The sequence below is a fragment of the Methylonatrum kenyense genome, from assembly GCF_023195885.1.
Taxonomy (GTDB): Bacteria; Pseudomonadota; Gammaproteobacteria; order Nitrococcales; family Aquisalimonadaceae; genus Methylonatrum; species Methylonatrum kenyense.
The window spans coordinates 393269-411619 of record NZ_JALPKO010000002.1 but is presented as its reverse complement, the minus strand read 5'-3'; the positions used below and the strand labels follow the sequence as shown (position 1 = coordinate 411619).

At 65.0% G+C, this 18351-nt stretch carries 15 protein-coding genes; 9 read left to right on the top strand and 6 right to left on the bottom strand.

Annotation, left to right across the window (positions count from 1 at the left end; genetic code table 11):
* Positions 1 to 62: 62 nt before the first annotated feature.
* The 4 genes from rpoH to ftsY all read right to left on the bottom strand — a co-directional run bounded on the left by rpoH (position 63) and on the right by ftsY (position 3867).
* The gene (gene rpoH, locus M0534_RS04005) at positions 63 to 914 is read right to left on the bottom strand and encodes an RNA polymerase sigma factor RpoH (protein WP_428348283.1); all 852 of its coding nucleotides are present in this window, start codon (positions 912 to 914) and stop codon (positions 63 to 65) included.
* A 267-nt stretch (positions 915 to 1181) separates the two neighbouring features.
* Positions 1182 to 2171 carry a permease-like cell division protein FtsX gene (ftsX, locus tag M0534_RS04000; RefSeq protein ID WP_248567118.1) on the bottom strand — a complete coding sequence of 330 codons (990 nt, stop codon included), beginning with the start codon at positions 2169 to 2171 and terminating at the stop codon, positions 1182 to 1184.
* On the bottom strand, positions 2168 to 2848 hold the full coding sequence (gene ftsE, locus M0534_RS03995) for a cell division ATP-binding protein FtsE (RefSeq protein WP_248567117.1): 681 nt from the start codon (positions 2846 to 2848) through the stop codon (positions 2168 to 2170). The genes ftsX and ftsE overlap by 4 nt, the downstream gene beginning before the upstream one ends.
* Entirely contained in the window at positions 2845 to 3867 is a 1023-nt protein-coding gene (ftsY, locus tag M0534_RS03990; protein ID WP_248567116.1) for a signal recognition particle-docking protein FtsY, read from the bottom strand. Before ftsY ends, ftsE begins: the two co-directional genes overlap by 4 nt.
* Positions 3868 to 3939: 72 nt before the next feature.
* On the opposite strand from ftsY, the gene M0534_RS03985 reads away from it, so the two are divergent.
* The 6 genes from M0534_RS03985 (at position 3940) to M0534_RS03960 (ending at position 10686) form a co-directional block, all read left to right on the top strand.
* Positions 3940 to 5358: a M16 family metallopeptidase gene (locus M0534_RS03985; RefSeq protein ID WP_248567115.1), complete on the top strand. Its 1419-nt coding sequence runs from the start codon at positions 3940 to 3942 to the stop codon at positions 5356 to 5358.
* 11 nt (positions 5359 to 5369) lie between these two features.
* Entirely contained in the window at positions 5370 to 6713 is a 1344-nt protein-coding gene (locus M0534_RS03980; RefSeq protein ID WP_248567114.1) for a M16 family metallopeptidase, read from the top strand.
* A 110-nt stretch (positions 6714 to 6823) separates the two neighbouring features.
* A complete protein-coding gene (rsmD, locus tag M0534_RS03975; protein WP_248567113.1) occupies positions 6824 to 7393 on the top strand; it encodes a 16S rRNA (guanine(966)-N(2))-methyltransferase RsmD in 570 nt (189 codons plus the stop codon).
* Positions 7394 to 7759: 366 nt separating this feature from the next.
* Positions 7760 to 8254 carry a pantetheine-phosphate adenylyltransferase gene (gene coaD / locus M0534_RS03970; protein WP_248567112.1) on the top strand — a complete coding sequence of 165 codons (495 nt, stop codon included), beginning with the start codon at positions 7760 to 7762 and terminating at the stop codon, positions 8252 to 8254.
* 5 nt (positions 8255 to 8259) lie between these two features.
* Positions 8260 to 9945 carry a gamma-glutamyltransferase gene (gene ggt / locus M0534_RS03965; RefSeq protein ID WP_248567111.1) on the top strand — a complete coding sequence of 562 codons (1686 nt, stop codon included), beginning with the start codon at positions 8260 to 8262 and terminating at the stop codon, positions 9943 to 9945.
* A gap of 84 nt (positions 9946 to 10029) precedes the next feature.
* Complete coding sequence (locus M0534_RS03960) at positions 10030 to 10686, top strand: MlaC/ttg2D family ABC transporter substrate-binding protein (RefSeq protein ID WP_248567110.1); 657 nt, start codon at positions 10030 to 10032, stop codon at positions 10684 to 10686.
* A 222-nt stretch (positions 10687 to 10908) separates the two neighbouring features.
* On the opposite strand, the gene M0534_RS03955 is transcribed toward M0534_RS03960, so the two are convergent.
* The gene (locus M0534_RS03955) at positions 10909 to 11670 is read right to left on the bottom strand and encodes an SDR family NAD(P)-dependent oxidoreductase (protein ID WP_248567109.1); all 762 of its coding nucleotides are present in this window, start codon (positions 11668 to 11670) and stop codon (positions 10909 to 10911) included.
* Between the two features lie 199 nt (positions 11671 to 11869).
* Here M0534_RS03955 and M0534_RS03950 point away from each other — a divergent pair, with 199 nt between their 5' ends.
* The 3 genes from M0534_RS03950 (at position 11870) to M0534_RS03940 (ending at position 17194) form a co-directional block, all read left to right on the top strand.
* Positions 11870 to 13762, top strand: a complete 1893-nt coding sequence (locus M0534_RS03950; RefSeq protein WP_248567108.1) for a propionyl-CoA synthetase — start codon at positions 11870 to 11872, stop codon at positions 13760 to 13762.
* Between the two features lie 93 nt (positions 13763 to 13855).
* On the top strand, positions 13856 to 16549 hold the full coding sequence (locus tag M0534_RS03945; protein ID WP_248567107.1) for a bifunctional acetate--CoA ligase family protein/GNAT family N-acetyltransferase: 2694 nt from the start codon (positions 13856 to 13858) through the stop codon (positions 16547 to 16549).
* Between the two features lie 81 nt (positions 16550 to 16630).
* The gene (locus M0534_RS03940; RefSeq protein WP_248567106.1) at positions 16631 to 17194 is read left to right on the top strand and encodes a DUF2726 domain-containing protein; all 564 of its coding nucleotides are present in this window, start codon (positions 16631 to 16633) and stop codon (positions 17192 to 17194) included.
* A gap of 17 nt (positions 17195 to 17211) precedes the next feature.
* Here M0534_RS03940 and M0534_RS03935 read toward each other — a convergent pair whose 3' ends face one another.
* Positions 17212 to 18168 carry a 2-hydroxyacid dehydrogenase gene (locus tag M0534_RS03935; RefSeq protein WP_428348281.1) on the bottom strand — a complete coding sequence of 319 codons (957 nt, stop codon included), beginning with the start codon at positions 18166 to 18168 and terminating at the stop codon, positions 17212 to 17214.
* Positions 18169 to 18351 lie beyond the last annotated feature (183 nt).

Here is an 18351-nt window from a genome sequence, read left to right as displayed (position 1 = left end):
TGGAGCCACGCCGCGCCGGACATCCTGTCCGGCGAATCCCTGAGCCGCGCTAGCGGCCCGGGTTACGCCATCGCGGCGCGCAATTTGCTCATGGCGTTCTTTTCAAGCTGCCGGATCCGTTCGGCCGACACCTGATACTGATCCGCCAGTTCCTGCAAGGTGGTCTTGTCATCCAGCAGCCAGCGGCGCTGGACGATATCGCGGCTGCGTTCGTCCAGCCCGTCCAGGGCCTGCCGCAGGGAACTGGTCTGATGCGCCTCCCAGTCCGCCTGCTCGGTGGCAGCCGCCGGATCCAGCGAGCCGTCCTGCAGGAATGCCGCTGGCGAGCGCACCACGGCGTCCTCGTCATCGGACTCCGGCTGCGGGTCGAAGGCAACGTCGTGGCCACTGAGCCGCGACTCCATCTCCATCACCGTCTCCGGCTTGACACCCAGATCCCCGGCGACTCGATTGACCTCATCGGCGGAAAGCCAGCCGAGGCGCTTCTTCGAACTGCGGAGGTTGAAGAACAGCTTGCGCTGCGCCTTGGTCGTGGCGACCTTGACGATACGCCAGTTGCGCAGGATGTATTCGTGAATCTCGGCCCGGATCCAGTGTACGGCAAAGGACACCAGCCGCACCTTCACCTCCGGGTCGAAGCGCTTCACCGCCTTCATCAGGCCGATGTTGCCTTCCTGGATCAAATCCGCCAGCGGCAGGCCGTAGCCGTTGTAGCCACGGGCGATATGAACCACGAAACGCAGGTGCGCCAGGACGAGCTGACGCGCGGCGTCCAAATCGTCGTTCTGCCGATAGGCGATGGCCAGCGACTGCTCGTCCTCGACGCTCAGCACCGGGATCTGGTTGACGGCCTGGATGTAGGCCTCTTCGCTGCCGGAGCGCAGGGGCAGCTGCTGGTAATTTGTCGTCGTCAAGGCGGTCGACATGGTCATTCACCCCCGAATGAATTCAATGTGCGTAGTTTAGCAGTCTGGGGGTTAGAGTGCTAAATGCGGAAAGGGTTCGGGTTTCACTGCAGGATCAAGAGTGTTCAGGCTTCAGTTTTCAGTGTTCAGAAAGACTCCCCGTCAGATCACGGAATAATGCTCCCGACCGATGATGGCGCTCCACTATGCCGGAGCCTCGACGTCAATGTTTGTCTGAAAACTGAACACTGAAAACCGAACACTTGGTCTTTCCCATCACTTCGGCTCAATCGCCGCCAGGTGCCGGCCTACCGCTAGCCAGGAGCCGGTCAGGCCGAGGGCGATGCCGGCCAGGCAGAGCAGTCCGAAGCCCGTGGCACCGGGACCGACCAGGATCGGGCCGGTCTGGTAGAGCCGGGCCAGTTCCGAGGCCGGGCCGGCCAGGGCCAGTCGGACGCCGCCGACCAGCGCCGCCGCCGTCAACCCACCCAGGAGTCCGTACCAAAGACCTTCATACAGGAACGGTCGGCGGATAAAGCCGTCCGTGGCGCCTATCAGCTTGGCGATGACGATCTCTTCGCGCCGGTTCTGGATTGCCAGGCGAATGGTGTTCCCGACCACCAGCACCACGGTCAGGCCGAGCAGACCGGCCACCAGCCAGACCGCACGCCGCAACAATTCGGAGATGCGCTGCAGACGCTCGACCCAGGCCAGGTCCAGGCGCACGGTATCGACCTCCGCCTCCGCCTCGATCTCGGAACCCAGGACCTGCAGCGCCTCGGCATCGAGGCCCGGATCCGGAACCAGCACGATCACCGCCGGTAGCGGATTCTCGTCCAGCAAATCCAGAGCCTCGTCCATGCCGGCCATGCGCCGGAAATCCTCCAGCGCCTGCTCCGGCGGGATTATCGTGCTGGCCTGTACCGGCGGCCGCTGGGCAAATTCGTCGGCCAGTTCTTGAACGCGGGACGATTCCACCTCCAGACCGAGAAACACGGACAGTGATGCGCCGCGATCCCAATCGGCACTCAGACGCTCGACGTTTTGCAGCATCAACAGAAAAAGCGCCGGCAGGGCAAGCGAAATGGCAAGTACGCCGACCGTCATCAACGCCGACAGCGGCATACGCGCCAACCGCCCAAGCGAGCCCAGCAGGGCCCGGCCGTGGGCGGTCAGCCAGGCCGAGAGTCCGCCCCGCATTCGGGCCAGAATGCCTCGCTGGCGGCGGGCGGCGCCACGGGCGGGTCTGGGAGTCGGGCGCCTCATGCGCGCACTCCGCCGGCGACATCCGGGTCCAGCCGGCCATCGCAAAGTCCGATCCGGCGGAAGCCGAGCCGACCCACCAGTTCCAAATCGTGGCTGGCGATCAGCGTGGTCACACCGACCCGGTTGAACTCGACAAACAACTGCATGATTTCGCCGGACAGGCCGGGATCGAGGTTGCCTGTGGGTTCGTCGGCAAGCAGGATCGGAGGCCGCGTGACCACGGCACGGGCTATCCCGACCCGTTGCTGCTCGCCACCGGACAGGGTCACCGGATAGTACCGTTCACGGCCGAGAAGCCCGACCTTGTCCAGCGCCGCGCGCACACGGCGGGCGATTTCCCGGTGATCGGCGATGCCGTTGATGATCAATGGCAGGGCCACGTTGTCGAACACGGTGCGGTCATGCAGCAGCCGGTGATCCTGGAAGATCATGCCGATCCGGCGCCGCAGGTAGGGTATATGCCGCCGCCGCAAACGTGACAGGTCGATCTCGGCCACACGGATATGGCCGCGACTCGGTCGCTCGAGCAGCGCGATCAATCGCAGCAGCGTACTCTTGCCGGCGCCGGAGGGGCCGGTCAGGAAGGCAAGCTCGCCCTGCTCCAGCTCGAAACTGAGATCCTGCAGCGCCTCGAAACCGCCGTCATAGCGCTTTCCGACATGCTCGAAACGGATCATGCTCGGGCGGCCCCGTCCTCCTCCTTGAGCACGTCACCGAGCAAGGCATCAACGAAATCGGCGGCGTCGAACGGGCGCAGATCCTCGACCCCCTCGCCCACACCGATGAACCGGATCGGAAGACCGAGTTGCTGGGCCATCGCGAAGATCACGCCGCCCTTGGCGGTGCCATCCAGCTTGGTCAGCACCAGGCCGCTGACGCCCACCGCCTCATGGAAATGCCGCGCCTGCGACAGGGCGTTCTGGCCGGTGCCGGCATCGACCACCAGCAGCGTCTCGTGCGGGGCCGTCTGGTCCAGCTTGCCCAGCACGCGCCGCACCTTGCGCAGTTCGTCCATCAGGTTGCTCTGGGTATGCAGGCGACCGGCGGTGTCGGCGATCAGCACATCGGCGCCGCGGGCCTGCCCCGCCTGCAGGGCATCGAAGATGACCGAGGCGGAATCGGCGCCACTGTGCTGGGCAATGACCGGAATATCGGTGCGTTGTCCCCAGCGTTGCAACTGCTCCACGGCGGCGGCGCGAAAAGTGTCGCCGGCGGCCAGCAGCACCTTGTGACCCTCGCCTTTCCAGCGACTGGCGAGTTTGCCGATGGTGGTGGTCTTGCCGACCCCGTTGACCCCCACCGTCAGCACCACCCAGGGGCGATGACTCGCCGGATCCGGCACCAGCGGCGCCTCGCAGGGCTGCAAAATGGCCAGCATGTCCTCGCGTAGCGCCCGCATCAGGCTGTCCATGTCCTGCAGCTCGCTTCGCTTGAGGCGGGCCGTCATGTCATCGATGATGCGGCTGGTGGCCTCGACACCGACGTCGGCCATCAGCAACCGGGTCTCGAGTTCCTCCAGCAGGTCCTCGTCAATCGACTTGCGACCGAGAAAGACTGTTGCCAAACCCTCGGTCAGACCACTCCGCGTCTTGCCCAGACGCTCCCGCAGGCGGCCGAAGAAGCCCGGCCGCGAGGGCTCCTCCGTCTGGCTGGCGGGGCCGGCATCCTGTTTTCCGCGCTTTCTGAAACCTAGCATTGCTCTCACGGTCACTACGGTGGCTGGTGTGCGTATCCTATCACCGAGATTAGCCCGCGGGAGTCAAGACTTATGAACGGCATGCTGCAGCGGATCTGGCGTCCACTCGGACTGCTCCTGGCCGCCGTCCCCCTTGCCGCCGCCGCCGTCGATGGCGGCGTCCATGAATACACGCTGGACAACGAAATGCGCCTGCTTGTGAAGCCGGACGAACGTGCCCCGGTGGTGGTCACGCAGCTCTGGTTCCCGGTGGGCTCCAGCCATGAACCGACCGGGCTGACCGGCATTTCCCACGTGCTGGAGCACATGATGTTCAAGGGCACGAAGAATCGGGAGACAGGCAGTTTTTCGCGCATCATCTCGCGCGAGGGCGGCCGGCTGAATGCCTTCACCGGACAGGACTTCACGGGCTACCACGAACAGCTTGGCGCCGACCGCCTGGAGATTGCCCTGGAGTTGGGCGCCGACCGCCTGGCCAACATCCAGTTCGACGAGGACGAGTACGCCCGCGAGCTAGAAGTGGTCAACGAGGAACGCCGTGAACGGGTCGACGACAATCCGCTGGGCGTCGCCCGCGAACGATTCAACGCCATGGCCTGGAACACCAGTCCGTACCGGCAGCCGATCATCGGCTGGCAGCATGACCTGGACCAGCTCTCGCTGGATGACGTCAAGCAGTGGTACGAGGACTGGTACGGCGTCAACAATGCCATCCTGGTGGTTGCCGGCGACGTGGATCCGGATGCGGTTCACGAGCTGGTCAAGGAGCATTTCGGCCCGCTGGAACCGCGGCCCACGCCGGAGGTGAAGGAACAGCCCGAAATACCCGGACTCGGTGAGAAACGCGCCAGCCTGCGGATCACCAATGCAACGCCCTATCTGATGATGGGCTACCACGTGCCGTCGCTGGCGACCGCCGAGGAGCGCGAGAAATCGTATGCCCTGAGCCTTCTCGCCAGCATCCTCGACGGCGGCGAGAGCGCCCGGCTGCCGCAACGGCTGGTGCGGGATGACGAGGTTGCGAGCAGTGTCAGTGCGGGCTATCGGGGCCTGGCGCGGCTGGACACCCAGTTCTCGCTCAACGGCCGACCGGCGCGGGACGGCAGCCTGGACGAACTGGAAGAGGCGCTTCGCGCGGAGGTCAAACGCATCATCGAGGATGGCGTCGACGAGGAGGAACTGGAGCGCGCCCGCGTCCAGGCCCGGGCCGACTACGTCTACCGGCTGGATTCCGTGTTCTACCAGGCCATGGAGATCGGCCTGCTGGAAACCGCCGGTCTCGGCTGGCAGGTGATGGAGGAATTCCAGCAGGCCATCGAGGACATCACGCCGGAGCAGATCCAGGAGGTTGCAGCGCGTTACCTGGTGGAAGACCGACTCACCGTGATGCATGTGTTGCCGGCCGAGGACGATGGTCCCGGCCGCATGCCGATGATGCCATCCCCCGCCGGTGATGCCGGCGGCGCACCCGCTGACGACGCCGGATATTGAGGCCACGACTTATGCGACTGATGACACCGCGCGGATCGCTGCTGCTTCTCCTGTGCGCCATGCTGGGCCTACTGCTTGCCGGCCGCGCGCTGGCGGGCGGGCCAGAAATCCAGCACTGGACCACAGACGACGGCCTGGACGTGTACTACGTGCAAACCGACATCCTGCCGCTGGTGGACATGAGCCTGATGTTCGATGCGGGCAGCGCCCGCGACGGCGATCTGCCCGGACTTGCGGCACTGACCAGTAATCTGCTTGGCGAGGGCGCGGACGGCCTGGATGCCGGTGAAGTCGCCCGCCTGTTCGAGGACCAGGGCGCACGCTTCTCCACCAGCAGCGGTCGCGACTATGCCTCGGTGGAACTGCGCAGCCTGAGCGACGGCGACACCCTGGATGCGGCCCTCGACACGCTGACACGCGTGGTGGCGAAGCCGGATTTCGACGCCGACGTGCTGGACCGCCAGCGGCGGCGCATGCTGGTGGCGCTGGAGAACGCGGAGCGCAACCCCGGCGCTGTCGCCGGACGCGAATTCTGGAAGGCCGCCTATGGTGACCACCCCTACGCCAGCGACCCGGGCGGCACCGAGGACAGCCTGGAAGCAATCGAGCGCGACCATGTGGTCGATTTCCATCGGCAGCACTACGTGCGCGAAAACGCAACCCTGGCGGTGGTGGGCGATCTGGATCGGGAACGGGTCGAGCGTCTGGCGGAAACCCTGTCCGGCGCCCTGCGCTCCGGGGAAAAACCGGAAGCGATCCCCGAACCGTCGCTACCGGACGAGGCACGGACAATACGGATTCCGTTCCAGACGTCGCAGACGCACATCATCATGGGCCACCCGGCCTACGCCCGTGGCGACGAGGCCCATTTCCCGCTGTATGTCGGTAACCACGTGCTGGGCGGCAGCGGCCTGGTGTCGCGGCTGGCGATCGAGATGCGCGAGGAGCGCGGCCTGTCTTACGGCGTGTCGAGCAGCTTCCTGCCGATGCAGACGCGCGGGCCGTTCCGGGTGAGCACCCGGGTGCGAACCGACCGTACCGACGAAGCACTGGAGGTGCTGCGTGAGGAGTTGCGTTCCATTCGCGAGGATGGCCCCGGCGATGACGAACTGGAAGATGCCCGGCGCAACATCACCGGCAGCTTTCCGCTGAACCTGGACAGCAACGCGAAGATCGCGGGTTATGTCGCCAGCATTGGCTTTCACGGCATGCCGCTGGACTACCTGGACACCTTCATCGATCAGGTCGAAGCGGTGGACCGAAACAGCATCGTGCGGCATTTCCGCGAACAGGTGGATCCGGATCGGATGATCACCATCATCTTGGGACCGGAGGCGGACGAGGATGAGGACTGACAAGCTCCCACGGTCTGGGTAGAGTCTTCGCCTGAGTCGGGCCAGGGATATGCGGTGCTCCCCCGAGGCCGGCTGATTGCAGATCGGTGCGACCATCAGGGGGAGGCGGCATGACCGGGCGGGGCAGACAACAACTGCGAATCATCGGCGGTCGCTGGCGCGGTCGCCGCGTGCAGTTCGCCGATCTGCCCGGTCTGCGCCCCACCGCCGACCGCAATCGCGAAACGCTATTCAACTGGCTGCAGCCGGTGTTGCCCGGCAGCCGTTGCCTGGACCTGTTCGCCGGCAGCGGCGCGCTGGGGCTGGAGGCCGCATCCCGGGGCGCCGGGCATGTCCTCCTGGTCGAGCAGGCGGGGCAGGCGCTGCGGCACTTGCGCGCCGCGCTCAGCCAGCTCGAAGCAGACAACGTCAGCGTCTGGGCCGGTGATGCCCGGCAATTCCTGCGCCAGCCTGCCCAGGCATTTGACATCGTCTTCCTGGACCCGCCCTTCGCCAGCGCATTGCTGGAACCGGTCTGCGAGCAACTGGAACGCGGCCACTGGCTGGCGTCTGATGCCCGCATTTACCTGGAACATGCCGTCAACGACATGCCGGCCGCCCTGCCCGGCAACTGGCTGCTGCTGCGCGAGAAGCAGGCCGGACAGGTACGCTATGCGCTCTACCGGCGCGAGGCTGCCTGATTGCCCGTCGCACCGCTGTCAGCCGCATTTTTGCAAAGCGCTGCCGATACTGTTGTGATTTCGGCTTAAGGAAACGCTGATTTATTCCCGCGTCTGCGCCCGAGACCGGTTTTGGTCATCTGGCAAGGAGCGGTGCCGGTTCGGTAGCCCGAGCTACCGGGCCGGTGGCGCAACACAGCCAGGGGCCAAAACCGGCCGGGCCCTTCGGGTTGGGCCGCGTTTTTCCCGATTGCTGTGTTGCGCTGCTTGACCGCAGAATGACTGCGGCGCTGCGCAGCGCGCCTTGCCTCGGAGAAAAATGCGGGCTCCAACGCAGGCGTGCGAATAAATCAGCGTTTCCTTAACGAACTGGAAGGGCTTCCAAGGATGAGTATTACCGCTGTCTATCCAGGCACATTCGACCCGATTACCAACGGCCACATCGATCTGGTAGAGCGGGGCGCCCGCCTGTTCGATAGCCTGGTGGTGGCGGTCGCCGCCGTCCCGAGCCCATCGAAGAGGCCGGCATTCACCATCGAGGAACGGGTGCAGATGGCACGCGAGGCACTGGCCCACGTACGCAACGTGGAGATCACCGCCTTCGACACCTTGCTGGCGCGTTTTGTACGCGAGCGCGGCGCGCATGTGATTGTTCGCGGCCTGCGCGCAGTGTCGGATTTCGAATACGAATTCCAGCTCGCCAGCATGAACCGGCAACTGGTCAGCGAGGTGGAAACCATCTTCCTGACACCGGCCGAACAGTACGCCTATATCTCGTCCAGCCTGGTGCGCGAGGTGGCGGCCCTGGGTGGCGACATTTCCAAGTTCGTGCAGCCGCCGGTCGCTAATGCACTGATCCGCCGGCTATGCGTCAAGGATTGAAGGTCATGCCAATGCCAGCGATGCTGCGTCGATTCTGTGTCGTGCTGCTGAGCTTTGCGGTGGCCCTCCCGGCCTCGGAGCGGCCACCCGGCGCCGCGATTGCCACCGCGCATCCGATGGCCACCGAGGCCGCGCGGGAGATTTTTGAACAGGGGGGCAACGCATTCGATGCGGCGGTGGCCGCCACGGCCTCGCTGGCCGTGGTTGAACCCTATGGCAGCGGTATTGGCGGCGGCGGGTTCTGGCTGCTGCACCGGGCCGCCGATGGTCATCAGGTGATGGTTGACGGCCGGGAGACCGCGCCCGGGGAAGCCCATGCCGAGATGTACCTGGACGCGGACGGTGAGCCGGTCAGCGGCGCCTCGCTGAATGGGCCGCTGGCGGCCGGTATCCCGGGCACGCCCGCGGCGCTGGCCCACATCACCGAGCATTACGGACAACTGACCTTGAGCCAGAACCTGGCGCCTGCCATCCGCCAGGCCCGGCATGGCTTCCCGGTTGACCGGCATTACCAACGGTTGATGGGCTTTCGCAAGGACGCGGTCAGGGAATGGCCTGATGCCGCGGCGATTTTCCTGCTCGACGGCGAGACGCCCCGCAAGGGGCACCTGATCCGACAGCCGGATCTGGCGCGCACCCTGGAACGCATCGCCGAGAAGGGACATGACGGCTTCTACCAGGGTGAACTGGCCGCACAGCTGGTGCAGGCAACCCGCGATGCCGGCGGCATCTGGCAACTCGACGACCTGGCGGATTACCGCATCGTCGAGCGTGAGCCGGTGGTGATCGACTACCGCGACATGCGCATCACCGCCGCCGGCCTGCCATCCGCCGGCGGGGTTGCGCTGGGCACGATGTTCGGGCTGCTGGCCGACTTCGAACTGGACCAGCTGGATCGCGTCAGCCGCATTCACCTGATTGCCGAAACCATGCGCCGCGCCTACCGCGATCGCAGCCTGTTCCTGGGCGACCCGGATTTCATCGAGGATCCGACCGTGCACCTGCTGGGCGAGGCGCATCTGAGCCTGCTGGCCAGTGACCTGGAGCTGGAACGGGCCACCGATTCCGGCGACCTGCCGACACCCCGCCAGCGGGGCGAGGACACGACCCATTTTTCGATTATCGACGATGACGGCAATCGTGTTGCGGCAACGCTTTCGATCAATTATCCCTTCGGCTCCGGGTTTGTCGCCGCCGGCACCGGCGTACTGCTGAACAACGAGATGGACGATTTCGCCACCCGGCCGGGCGAACCCAACGCCTACGGACTGATCGGCGGCGAACCCAACCTGATCGAACCGGGCAAACGCCCGCTATCGAGCATGACGCCCGCCTTTGTCGAGACCGACGAACGAATCGGCGTACTCGGCAGCCCGGGCGGCAGCCGCATCATTACCCAGGTCATGCTGGGCATACTTGCCTTTGCCGACGGCAAAGCGGTCCACAGCTGGGTCAGCCAGCCCCGCTATCATCATCAGTACACGCCGGATCGCATCGAGCACGAGCCGAGCGCCTTCGACCAGCATACAATCCGGGGGCTGGAGGCATTGGGCCACAGCGTCGAATCGGCCGGCCGCCAGTTTGGCGACATGCAGGCCCTGCTCTGGCACCGTGGCGATGACCGCCTGGAGGCGGCCAGCGACCCGCGGGGCGGCGGCAAGGCCATCGTATTGCCGCGCCAACAGCACTGAATGGCAGCACCGCTGTCCAAGTTCTCCGGGGCGGCCGGACCAACAAGCCACCGGCCGAATTCAATCTGAAACGGGATATTCAGCATGAAAACGAATTATCGGGGATTGGTTGCAGCCTGCTTCGGGCTGGTTCTGCTGCTGGCGAGTTTCAGCACGCAGGCCAACAAGGATCCGGAAGCATTGATCCAGAGCCTGTTCGACGACGCAGTGGAGGTGCTGCTGGAGAACCGTGACGCCATTGCCGAAGACCGTCGCGTGGCCTTCGACCTGATCGACGAAATCCTGTCGCCGCACGTGGAATACAACCTGATGTCGCGGCTGATCCTTGGTCGCCATGCGCGCGGCGCCTCGGATGAAACCATCGATCGCTTCGCCGACGCGTTTCGGGAGAACGCCATCCGCACCTACTCCGGCACCCTGTCCGACCATGTGGACGAGGTGGTCCGGGCAGTCGATGGCAATGGCCAGGTGATGGAGATCGTGCGGGTCACTGATCCGGATTCCCGCAACCGGGTGCAGGTCCAGACCCGTCTGAGGATCGATGACCCAGCGGTGCCGGTGAACTACGAGCTGATCCTCGACGAGGACAGCGGTTCCTGGCAGATCTACAACATCAGCCTGGAAGGTTTCAATTTCGTCATCAACTACCGTAACGAGTATGGCTCGGTGGCTGACCGGCACGGCCTGGATGGTCTGATCGAGCGGCTGGAAGAACGCAACGCCCGGGCCTGGTCCAATTGATAAAAAAAGCCTCCGGGCGACAGCCCGGAGGTTAAGGTTACGCGCCAGGGTGGGCGGACGCGTTCTGTCATCAGGGAGTCTCAAGACACCCTGATTCTGCTCCGAGAATGGATTAGGTATAGCACAGGCCGCGCGGCCGGCAACAGGCCGAAAGCCTTATTTTGCGGACTGCCGCACAGAGGGCGGTAAAACCGCCCGATTCGGGAATAGATCAGCGTTTCCCTAAAGCGCGTCACCGCGCCGCCACATGGCCTGCTGCTCGGGGTCGGTGAAGGTCCATTCAGTGCGGGCAAAGGCACTGGTGCCGACATCAAGCAAAAGCCAGCTGATGAAGCCGGCGACTGCCTTCGGATCCTCCAGCTTGCCCCGGGAATGTAGATCCAGAAACTTGTCGATGGCCGGGAAATCCGCGCGTCGCTGCTGCCGTAACAGCGTCTGCATCGGCGTATCCACCACGCCCGGGCGCACGCTGCCGACCGCGACGCCACGTTCGACAAGTTCCTTCGACCAGACCTGATACAGCATGTACAGCGCCGCCTTGCCGGTACAGTAGGCGCCCCAACCGCTGTAGGCACTGTGCGCGGCGCCGGATGAGATGTGCAGGACCCGACCATCCCGCAGCCAGGGCAGCAGCAACTGCGTCAGGAAAAGTGGGGCCTCGACGTTGATTGCCTGACTGTGCCGCCAGTCCTGCAAGCTGATCCGCTCAAGCGGCGCCACCGGCTCAAGCACACCGGCGTTATGGACCAGAGCCGCCACGGCCTGCCCGCCAACCGCCGCAGCGATCGCATCACGGCCGGACTCCGTCGCCACATCCGCCGACAGGGAACGGATCCGTTCCGGATACGCCCTGCAGGTCTCGGTCAGGGGTGCCTGCCGGCGCCCCACCGCCAGCACCTCGAGTCCGCGATCAGCCAGGGCATGACACAGGGCGCGCCCGAGGCCGGAGCCGCCACCGGTGACAACTGCAAGCCGGTTGTTCATCAAACCTCCTGAAAACTATTGACACCTCAGTGAGGAAAACTGCCCGGTTTTGGTGCTACGGTCAAAGCAGTGGCAGGACTCTTCGACGTGGCGCCAAGGCCCGCCCGAAGGGTCACAGACAACAACGCCAGCCCGATCTGAATGCCAGTCACCCCATGGCGGGAACACCGGAATCGCCATGACAAGGAGGAGACACGTCATGTCCTATCAGGATCTTTATCAGCGCGCCGAGCGTGACCCGGAAGGCTTCTGGCGGGAACAGGCAGAGCAACTGCCCTGGCGACAGCCGCCCAGACAGATCCTGAGCCAGGACGAGGAAGGCCATTACCGCTGGTTTGCCGGCGGCCAACTGAACATCTCGGAACTGGCACTGGACCGCCATGTGGAGTCGGGCCACGGCGACCAGACCGCAATCATCTATGACTCACCGGTCACCGAGACCCAGTCCACACTCAGTTTCCGTGAATTGCGCGACCGCGTTGCGCAGTTTGCCGGCGGGTTGCGGGACCTGGGCGTCGACAAGGGCGACCGGGTTGTGATCTACATGCCGATGATCCCGGAAGCAGTAATCGCCATGCTGGCCTGCGCACGCCTGGGTGCCATTCATTCAGTGGTATTCGGCGGTTTTCAACCGCACGAACTGGCGGTGCGCATCGATGATGCGAAACCGAAAGTCCTGCTGACGGCCAGTTGCGGGATCGAGTTCACCAAAGTCATTCCCTACAAGCCGTTGGTGGACGAGGCGATCAGGCGCAGCGCCGAACCGCCACCGCACACCGTGGTGCTGCAGCGTCCACAATGCGCGGCCGAAATGGATCACGAGCGTGACCTGGACTGGCAGAAGGTCGCGAACGGAGCCGCGCCGGCCGACCCGGTCCCGGTTGACGCCACGCATCCGCTTTACATCCTTTACACCTCCGGCACCACCGGCAAGCCAAAAGGGGTGGTGCGCGATACGGGCGGCTATGCGGTGGCGCTGAACTTCAGCATGAAATACGTCTACAACCTGGATCCGGGGGAAGTGTTCTGGACCGCCTCGGACGTGGGCTGGGTGGTCGGTCACTCGTATATCGTCTATGGACCACTGATTTACGGCTGCACCTCGGTGGTGTTCGAGGGCAAGCCGGTAAAAACCCCGGATGCCGGCGCCTTCTGGCGAGTCATCTCGGAGCATCAGGTGAAGGTGTTCTTCACCGCACCCACTGCCTTCCGGGCGGTAAAGAAGGAGGACCCGGAGGCGAAGCTGCTCGCCAACTACGACATCAGTTGCCTGCGCGCCATCTACCAAGCCGGCGAGCGGCTTGATCCCCCAACCTACGACTGGCTGAAGCGGATCACCGGATTGCCGGTCATCGATCACTGGTGGCAGACCGAGACGGGCTGGCCAATCGCCAGCAATCCGATGGGCGTCGAGCCACAGCCGGAGAAAAGCGGCTCGGCGACGTTCCCGGTACCCGGCTACCGGGTCGAGGTGCTGAACCCCGAGGGACAGCCGGTGGCAACCGGCACCCAGGGCAATCTTGCCATCAAGCTGCCATTGCCTCCGGGGTGCCTACCGACACTCTGGCAGGATCCGGCGCGCTTCAAGAGCGCCTACCTGGAACGTTTCCCCGGCTACTACGACACCTCCGATGGCGGCTTTATCGACGAGGATGGTTACATCTTCGTCATGGGTCGCATGGACGACGTGATCAATGTCGCCGGCCACCGCCTGTCCACCGGCGAAATGGAGGAGCTGATCGGCGGCCACAGCGCGGTTGCCGAATGCGCGGTGGTCGGCTTGCGCGACGAGATGAAGGGCGAGACGCCGATGGGGTTCGTTGTCCTGAAGGACGGCGCCGAGATTGACCATGCAACGCTGGAGCAGGACCTGGTCGATATCGTACGCAGCGAAATCGGCGCCTTTGCCTGCCTGCGGCAGGTCGCCATCGTGCAGAAGCTGCCGAAAACCCGTTCGGGCAAGATCCTGCGCAAGAGCATCCGCCAGTTGTCGGTGGAAAAGGACGTGCCGGTGCCTTCGACCATCGACGACCCGACCAGCCTGGAGGAAATCCGCGGCGCATTGGACAAGGCCGGCATACGCCATCCGTGACACGCGGCGCCAGGAGGCCTCTGCCGCAAGGATGCGGCAACGCAGCATCCGGACGTATGATGGGGGCAGGATCGGAAACAGAGCGCCTGCGTCATGAGCAGTCATTATCTGGACCGCTTCTTTCGCCCCCGTTCGATTGCCCTGGTCGGCGCCAGTGACCGTGAGGGCTCCGTCGGCACCCAGGTGCTCCGCAACCTGCAGCGCGCCGGTTTCACCGGGGCCTTGCTGGCGGTCAATCCCTCGCATCGCCGGATCGGCGATCTGCCCTGTGTCGCCTCGGTGCTGGACCTGCCGGAAACACCCGACCTGGCCATTATCAGCATCCCGGCCAGGGCCATCCCCACGGTCATCGACCAGTGCGGCCAGGCCGGCATCCGCGCTGCGGTCCTGCTGGCACCAGACCTGGCGGAAGGTGATCAGTCGAGCTCGATCCACCACATCGAGGCACTGCGCCTGGCCCGGCTGCACGGCATTCGCCTGATCGGACCCGACTGGGCCGGGCTGCTACGACCGGCCTCCGGCCTGATCGCAAGTTTTGGTACCGCCATGGCTCAACCCGGACGGCTGGCGCTGATTTCCCAGTCCGGAGCCCTCAGCGGTGCGATCCTGGACTGGGCACCCACCCGGGGCATCGGCTTTTCCACCGTGGTCTCGCTGGGCGAAACCACCGATGTCGATGTGCACGAAATCCTGGACTATCTGGCGCTGGACCCGCAGACCCGCAGCATTCTGCTCTACCTGGAACAGGTCAACGATGCCCGCGGGTTTCTCAGCGGCCTGCGCGCTGCCGCCCGCCTGAAGCCCGTCATCGTCATGAAATCGGGACATGCCGTTGACGAACCACGGCCCTGCCGGACCCACGCCCGCGCGCTGATCGACCCTGACAAAGCCTTCGATGCGGCGATCGCGCGCGCCGGTGCCGTACGCGTGCCGGACATCACCCGACTGTTGTCCAGCGCCCTGTTGCTGGCCGGCGGCCGACGCCTGGCGGGTGACCGAATCGCGGTGCTGAGCAATGGCCATGGTCCCGGTCGGGTGGCCGGCGATGTCATCGGCCAGCGACAGCTGTCGCTGGCCACGCTGAGCGACACCACGCGACAGGCGCTGCGGCTGCGCGTGCCGCGGTCCCACGCGGTCACTAACCCGGTGGACATGCCCTGCGAAGTGGCGCCGGGCGACTATGCCGCCAGCCTTGAGGACTGCCTGCGGGACGGCAGTGTCGACGGTGCGGTCGCCATCTTCACACCGCAAAACCGGGTCGGCGCAGCCGAGACCGCGGAGCAGGTGACCCGGGTTGCCGGCACCTCGCAGAAGCCCGTGCTGGCCTGCTGGATGGGTGGCGACGCCGTGGAACCGGCACGCCAGCATTTCAGCAGCAGTCATTTCCCCAGCTACGGGACGCCGGAAAACGCTGTGGAGGCGCTGGCTGCCCTGTCCCGCTACCGCCGCAGCCAGGCGCTTCTTGCCCAGCTTGCGAGCGCGCCCGGCGGTCTTGAAAGCCCCGACATCAAGGCCGCCACGGCCATCGTCGAAGGCGCCCTGCAAGCCGGCCTGGACCGTCTGACCCCGGAGCAGGCCAAGGCCGTGCTGCAGGCATTCCGGATTCCGGTAACGCCAACCCGCGTCGCACGCAGCCGCAGCGAAGCCTGTGAGCAGGCCCGTTCGCTTGGCTTCCCGGTGGCATTAAAAATCAACAGTGCCGCAATCACGCGCAAGATGGCCGCCGGCGGCGTGCACCTGAACCTGGTGGACGAGAAGGCGGTTGCCCGGGCCTGGGACGACATCATGCAGGCCATGGCAGAGACCTATCCCGGCATCGCGACCGATGGCTGCTCCGTGGAGCCCATGCATACGCCGCGCAACGGCCACGAAATCATGCTCGGCGTGGCCCGCGACCCGGTATTCGGACCGGTGATCGGTTTCGGCGCCGGCGGCTCGATGGTGGAGGCGATTCACGACATTGCGGTTTCGCTACCACCACTGAACGATTTCCTCGCCCGTGACCTGATCCGCCGCACCCGCCTGTCGCGCTACCTGGATGATGGGGAGGGACTGCCGCTCGCGGCCCTGGAACAGGTCCTGCTCCGGCTCTCCGATCTGGTCTGCAGCCTGCCGTCGGTGACCGATGTGGACATCAATCCGATGATCGTCGACCACGGCACCGCCATCGCCGTGGATGCCCGGATCCACATCTGCCGCGCGCAGCCGGACAGCGCCTACCGGCACATGGCGATCATGCCGTATCCGGCGAACCTGGCACGCGAGGTCACGCTGCGGGATGGCAGCAGCGTGTTGCTGCGTCCGATCCGGCCCGAAGACGCCGACATGGAAGCTGCCTTCGTCCGCTCGCTGTCGCCGCGGTCCCGTTATCTGCGGTTCATGGAACACATGAGTGAGTTGAGCACATCGATGCTGGTGCGCTTTACGCAGATCGATTATGACCGGGAGATGGCATTGGTGGCGCTATCGGGGGATGGTGGCGAGGCGACCCAGGTCGGGGTTGCGCGTTACATCATCAACCCGGACGGCGAAAGCTGCGAGTTTGCGCTGGTGGTCTCGGACGACTGGCAGGGGCGGGGCCTGGGCCGCGTGTTGATGGAGGCGCTGATGCATTGCGCAGAGCAACGCGGGCTCAGTCGCATCGAAGGCCAGGTGCTGAGCGCAAACCAGGGCATGCTGGCGTTGATGCAGCGACTCGGCTTCGAGCGGCGACCGGATCCGGATGACAACGCGCTGGTGCTGGTAGAACGCTCGCTGGATTCGGAGTCGGTGGCCACAGTGACATAACGCGCGTAGCCGATTGGAGACGCTTGCGCGCGGCACCCACTGGCTTCAGCATTGCGGCACTTCGTCAGATCTGGAGAGGCCATGTCTGAATTCCTGCTGCCCGCCGTGATCGCCGTTGGCGCCATCCTTGCTGTCGTCGCACTGGTGGTCGTTTTTCGCCGTGGACGCAAGCCTCGCTTGATCGGTCGCCCTCTGCTTTCCCCGGTGCAGGCAAGTTTCTATCACACTCTGCGCGAGGCGCTACCGGGGCATGCCGTGCTGATCAACGTTCCGCTCAGCGGCTTCATCGAGCCCGCCGGGCTGTCGGCACGCCGCAGCGAAAAGCAACTGAGGGAACTGGATCAGCAGGTCAGTGATTTCCTGATTTGCGACCACCAGATGCGGCCTCTGGCCTGCATCGGCCTCGACTCGGAACCCGACAAGGCGACCAGGACGTCGTTACAGGCCGCGAAAATACCGTTCCTTGGCTGGCGCAGCAGCGCCCTGCCGACACGCCAGGAAATTGCCGACACCATCGGTGCATTGCGGACGACGGTCGCCGCTGCGCCGGCGGCGCGGGAACCCGTCGCTGAACGGGTGGAGCCCGGCCTGGGAGTGGATGACCTGCCCGATTTCGACGAAGGGCGACGCGAACCGCGCCTTTGAATGCAGACGGATGGAACTCAGATCAGCGTGCGAATCGGCTGCCCGCCGCGCCAGGCGCGAATGTTTTCGGCCACCTGATCACAGATCCGCTGCCGCGCCTCGCGGCTGGCCCAGGCGGTATGCGGGGTCACGATCAGATTCGGAATCCCCGCCTCGAGCAGCACATTACCGTTCCTTGGCGGTTCCTCGGTCAGCACGTCAAACCCCGCACCACCCAGGCGCCCGGCGCGCAAGACATCGGCAAGCGCCTGCTCATCCACCAGGCCGCCGCGGGCGGTATTGATGAGGATGGCATCCGGCTTCATCACGGCCAGCTCATCGGCACCGATCAGGCCCCGTGTCGCCTCGGTCAATGGGCAGTGCAGGCTCAACACGTCTACCCGGGGCAACAGCTCGGCCAAGGGCACACGCCCGGGTACCGGACTGCTGGTACCGGGCCGCTGCGCCACCAGCACACGCATGCCAAAGGCCTCGGCGAGTTGGGCGACCCGCTTTCCCAGCGTGCCGTAACCAACGATGCCCAGGGTCAGTCCGGAGAGTTCCCGCACCGGATAGTCCAGCAGGCAGAACTGTGTCGCCCGCTGCCAGTCGCCGCGGGCGACAGCGGCTGAATAATCCAGCAGGCCGATACTCAAGGCGAGCATCAGACCCAGGGCATGCTGGGCCACCGCGTCGGTGCCGTAGGCCCGCGCGTTGCAGACCTTTACCCCGGCCTCGGCGCAGGCCTCCAGCTCAACATTGTTCGTGCCCGTGGCGGCCACGCAGATGAGTCCCGGCGGCTGCTCCAGGGCCTGCAGGTGCTGACGCTGGATTACCACCTTGTTGCTGATCACGACCTCGTGGCCACGCATGTGCGCCAGCGTCTGTGCTGCACCGGTGCGCCGATGGCAGTGCAGCGTGTCAACGGCGTCGCGCACCGCGTCGAGGCTGACATCCTCGCCGACGGTTTCGCTGTCCAGAAATACGGCCTTCATCATCAACAACCCCGGATGCCGTCAGGCACTTTGTTCACCAAAAACAGTTGTACACAACTTTGACGAGCGACAGACCACAGGGCCATTGTCGGCCCGACGTCCCACGGCATCACATATTTCCCATAAAAACCATTGCATTACGTTGTTGCTTCAAGCGCGCCTGCGCAATCGCTGACGAGCACG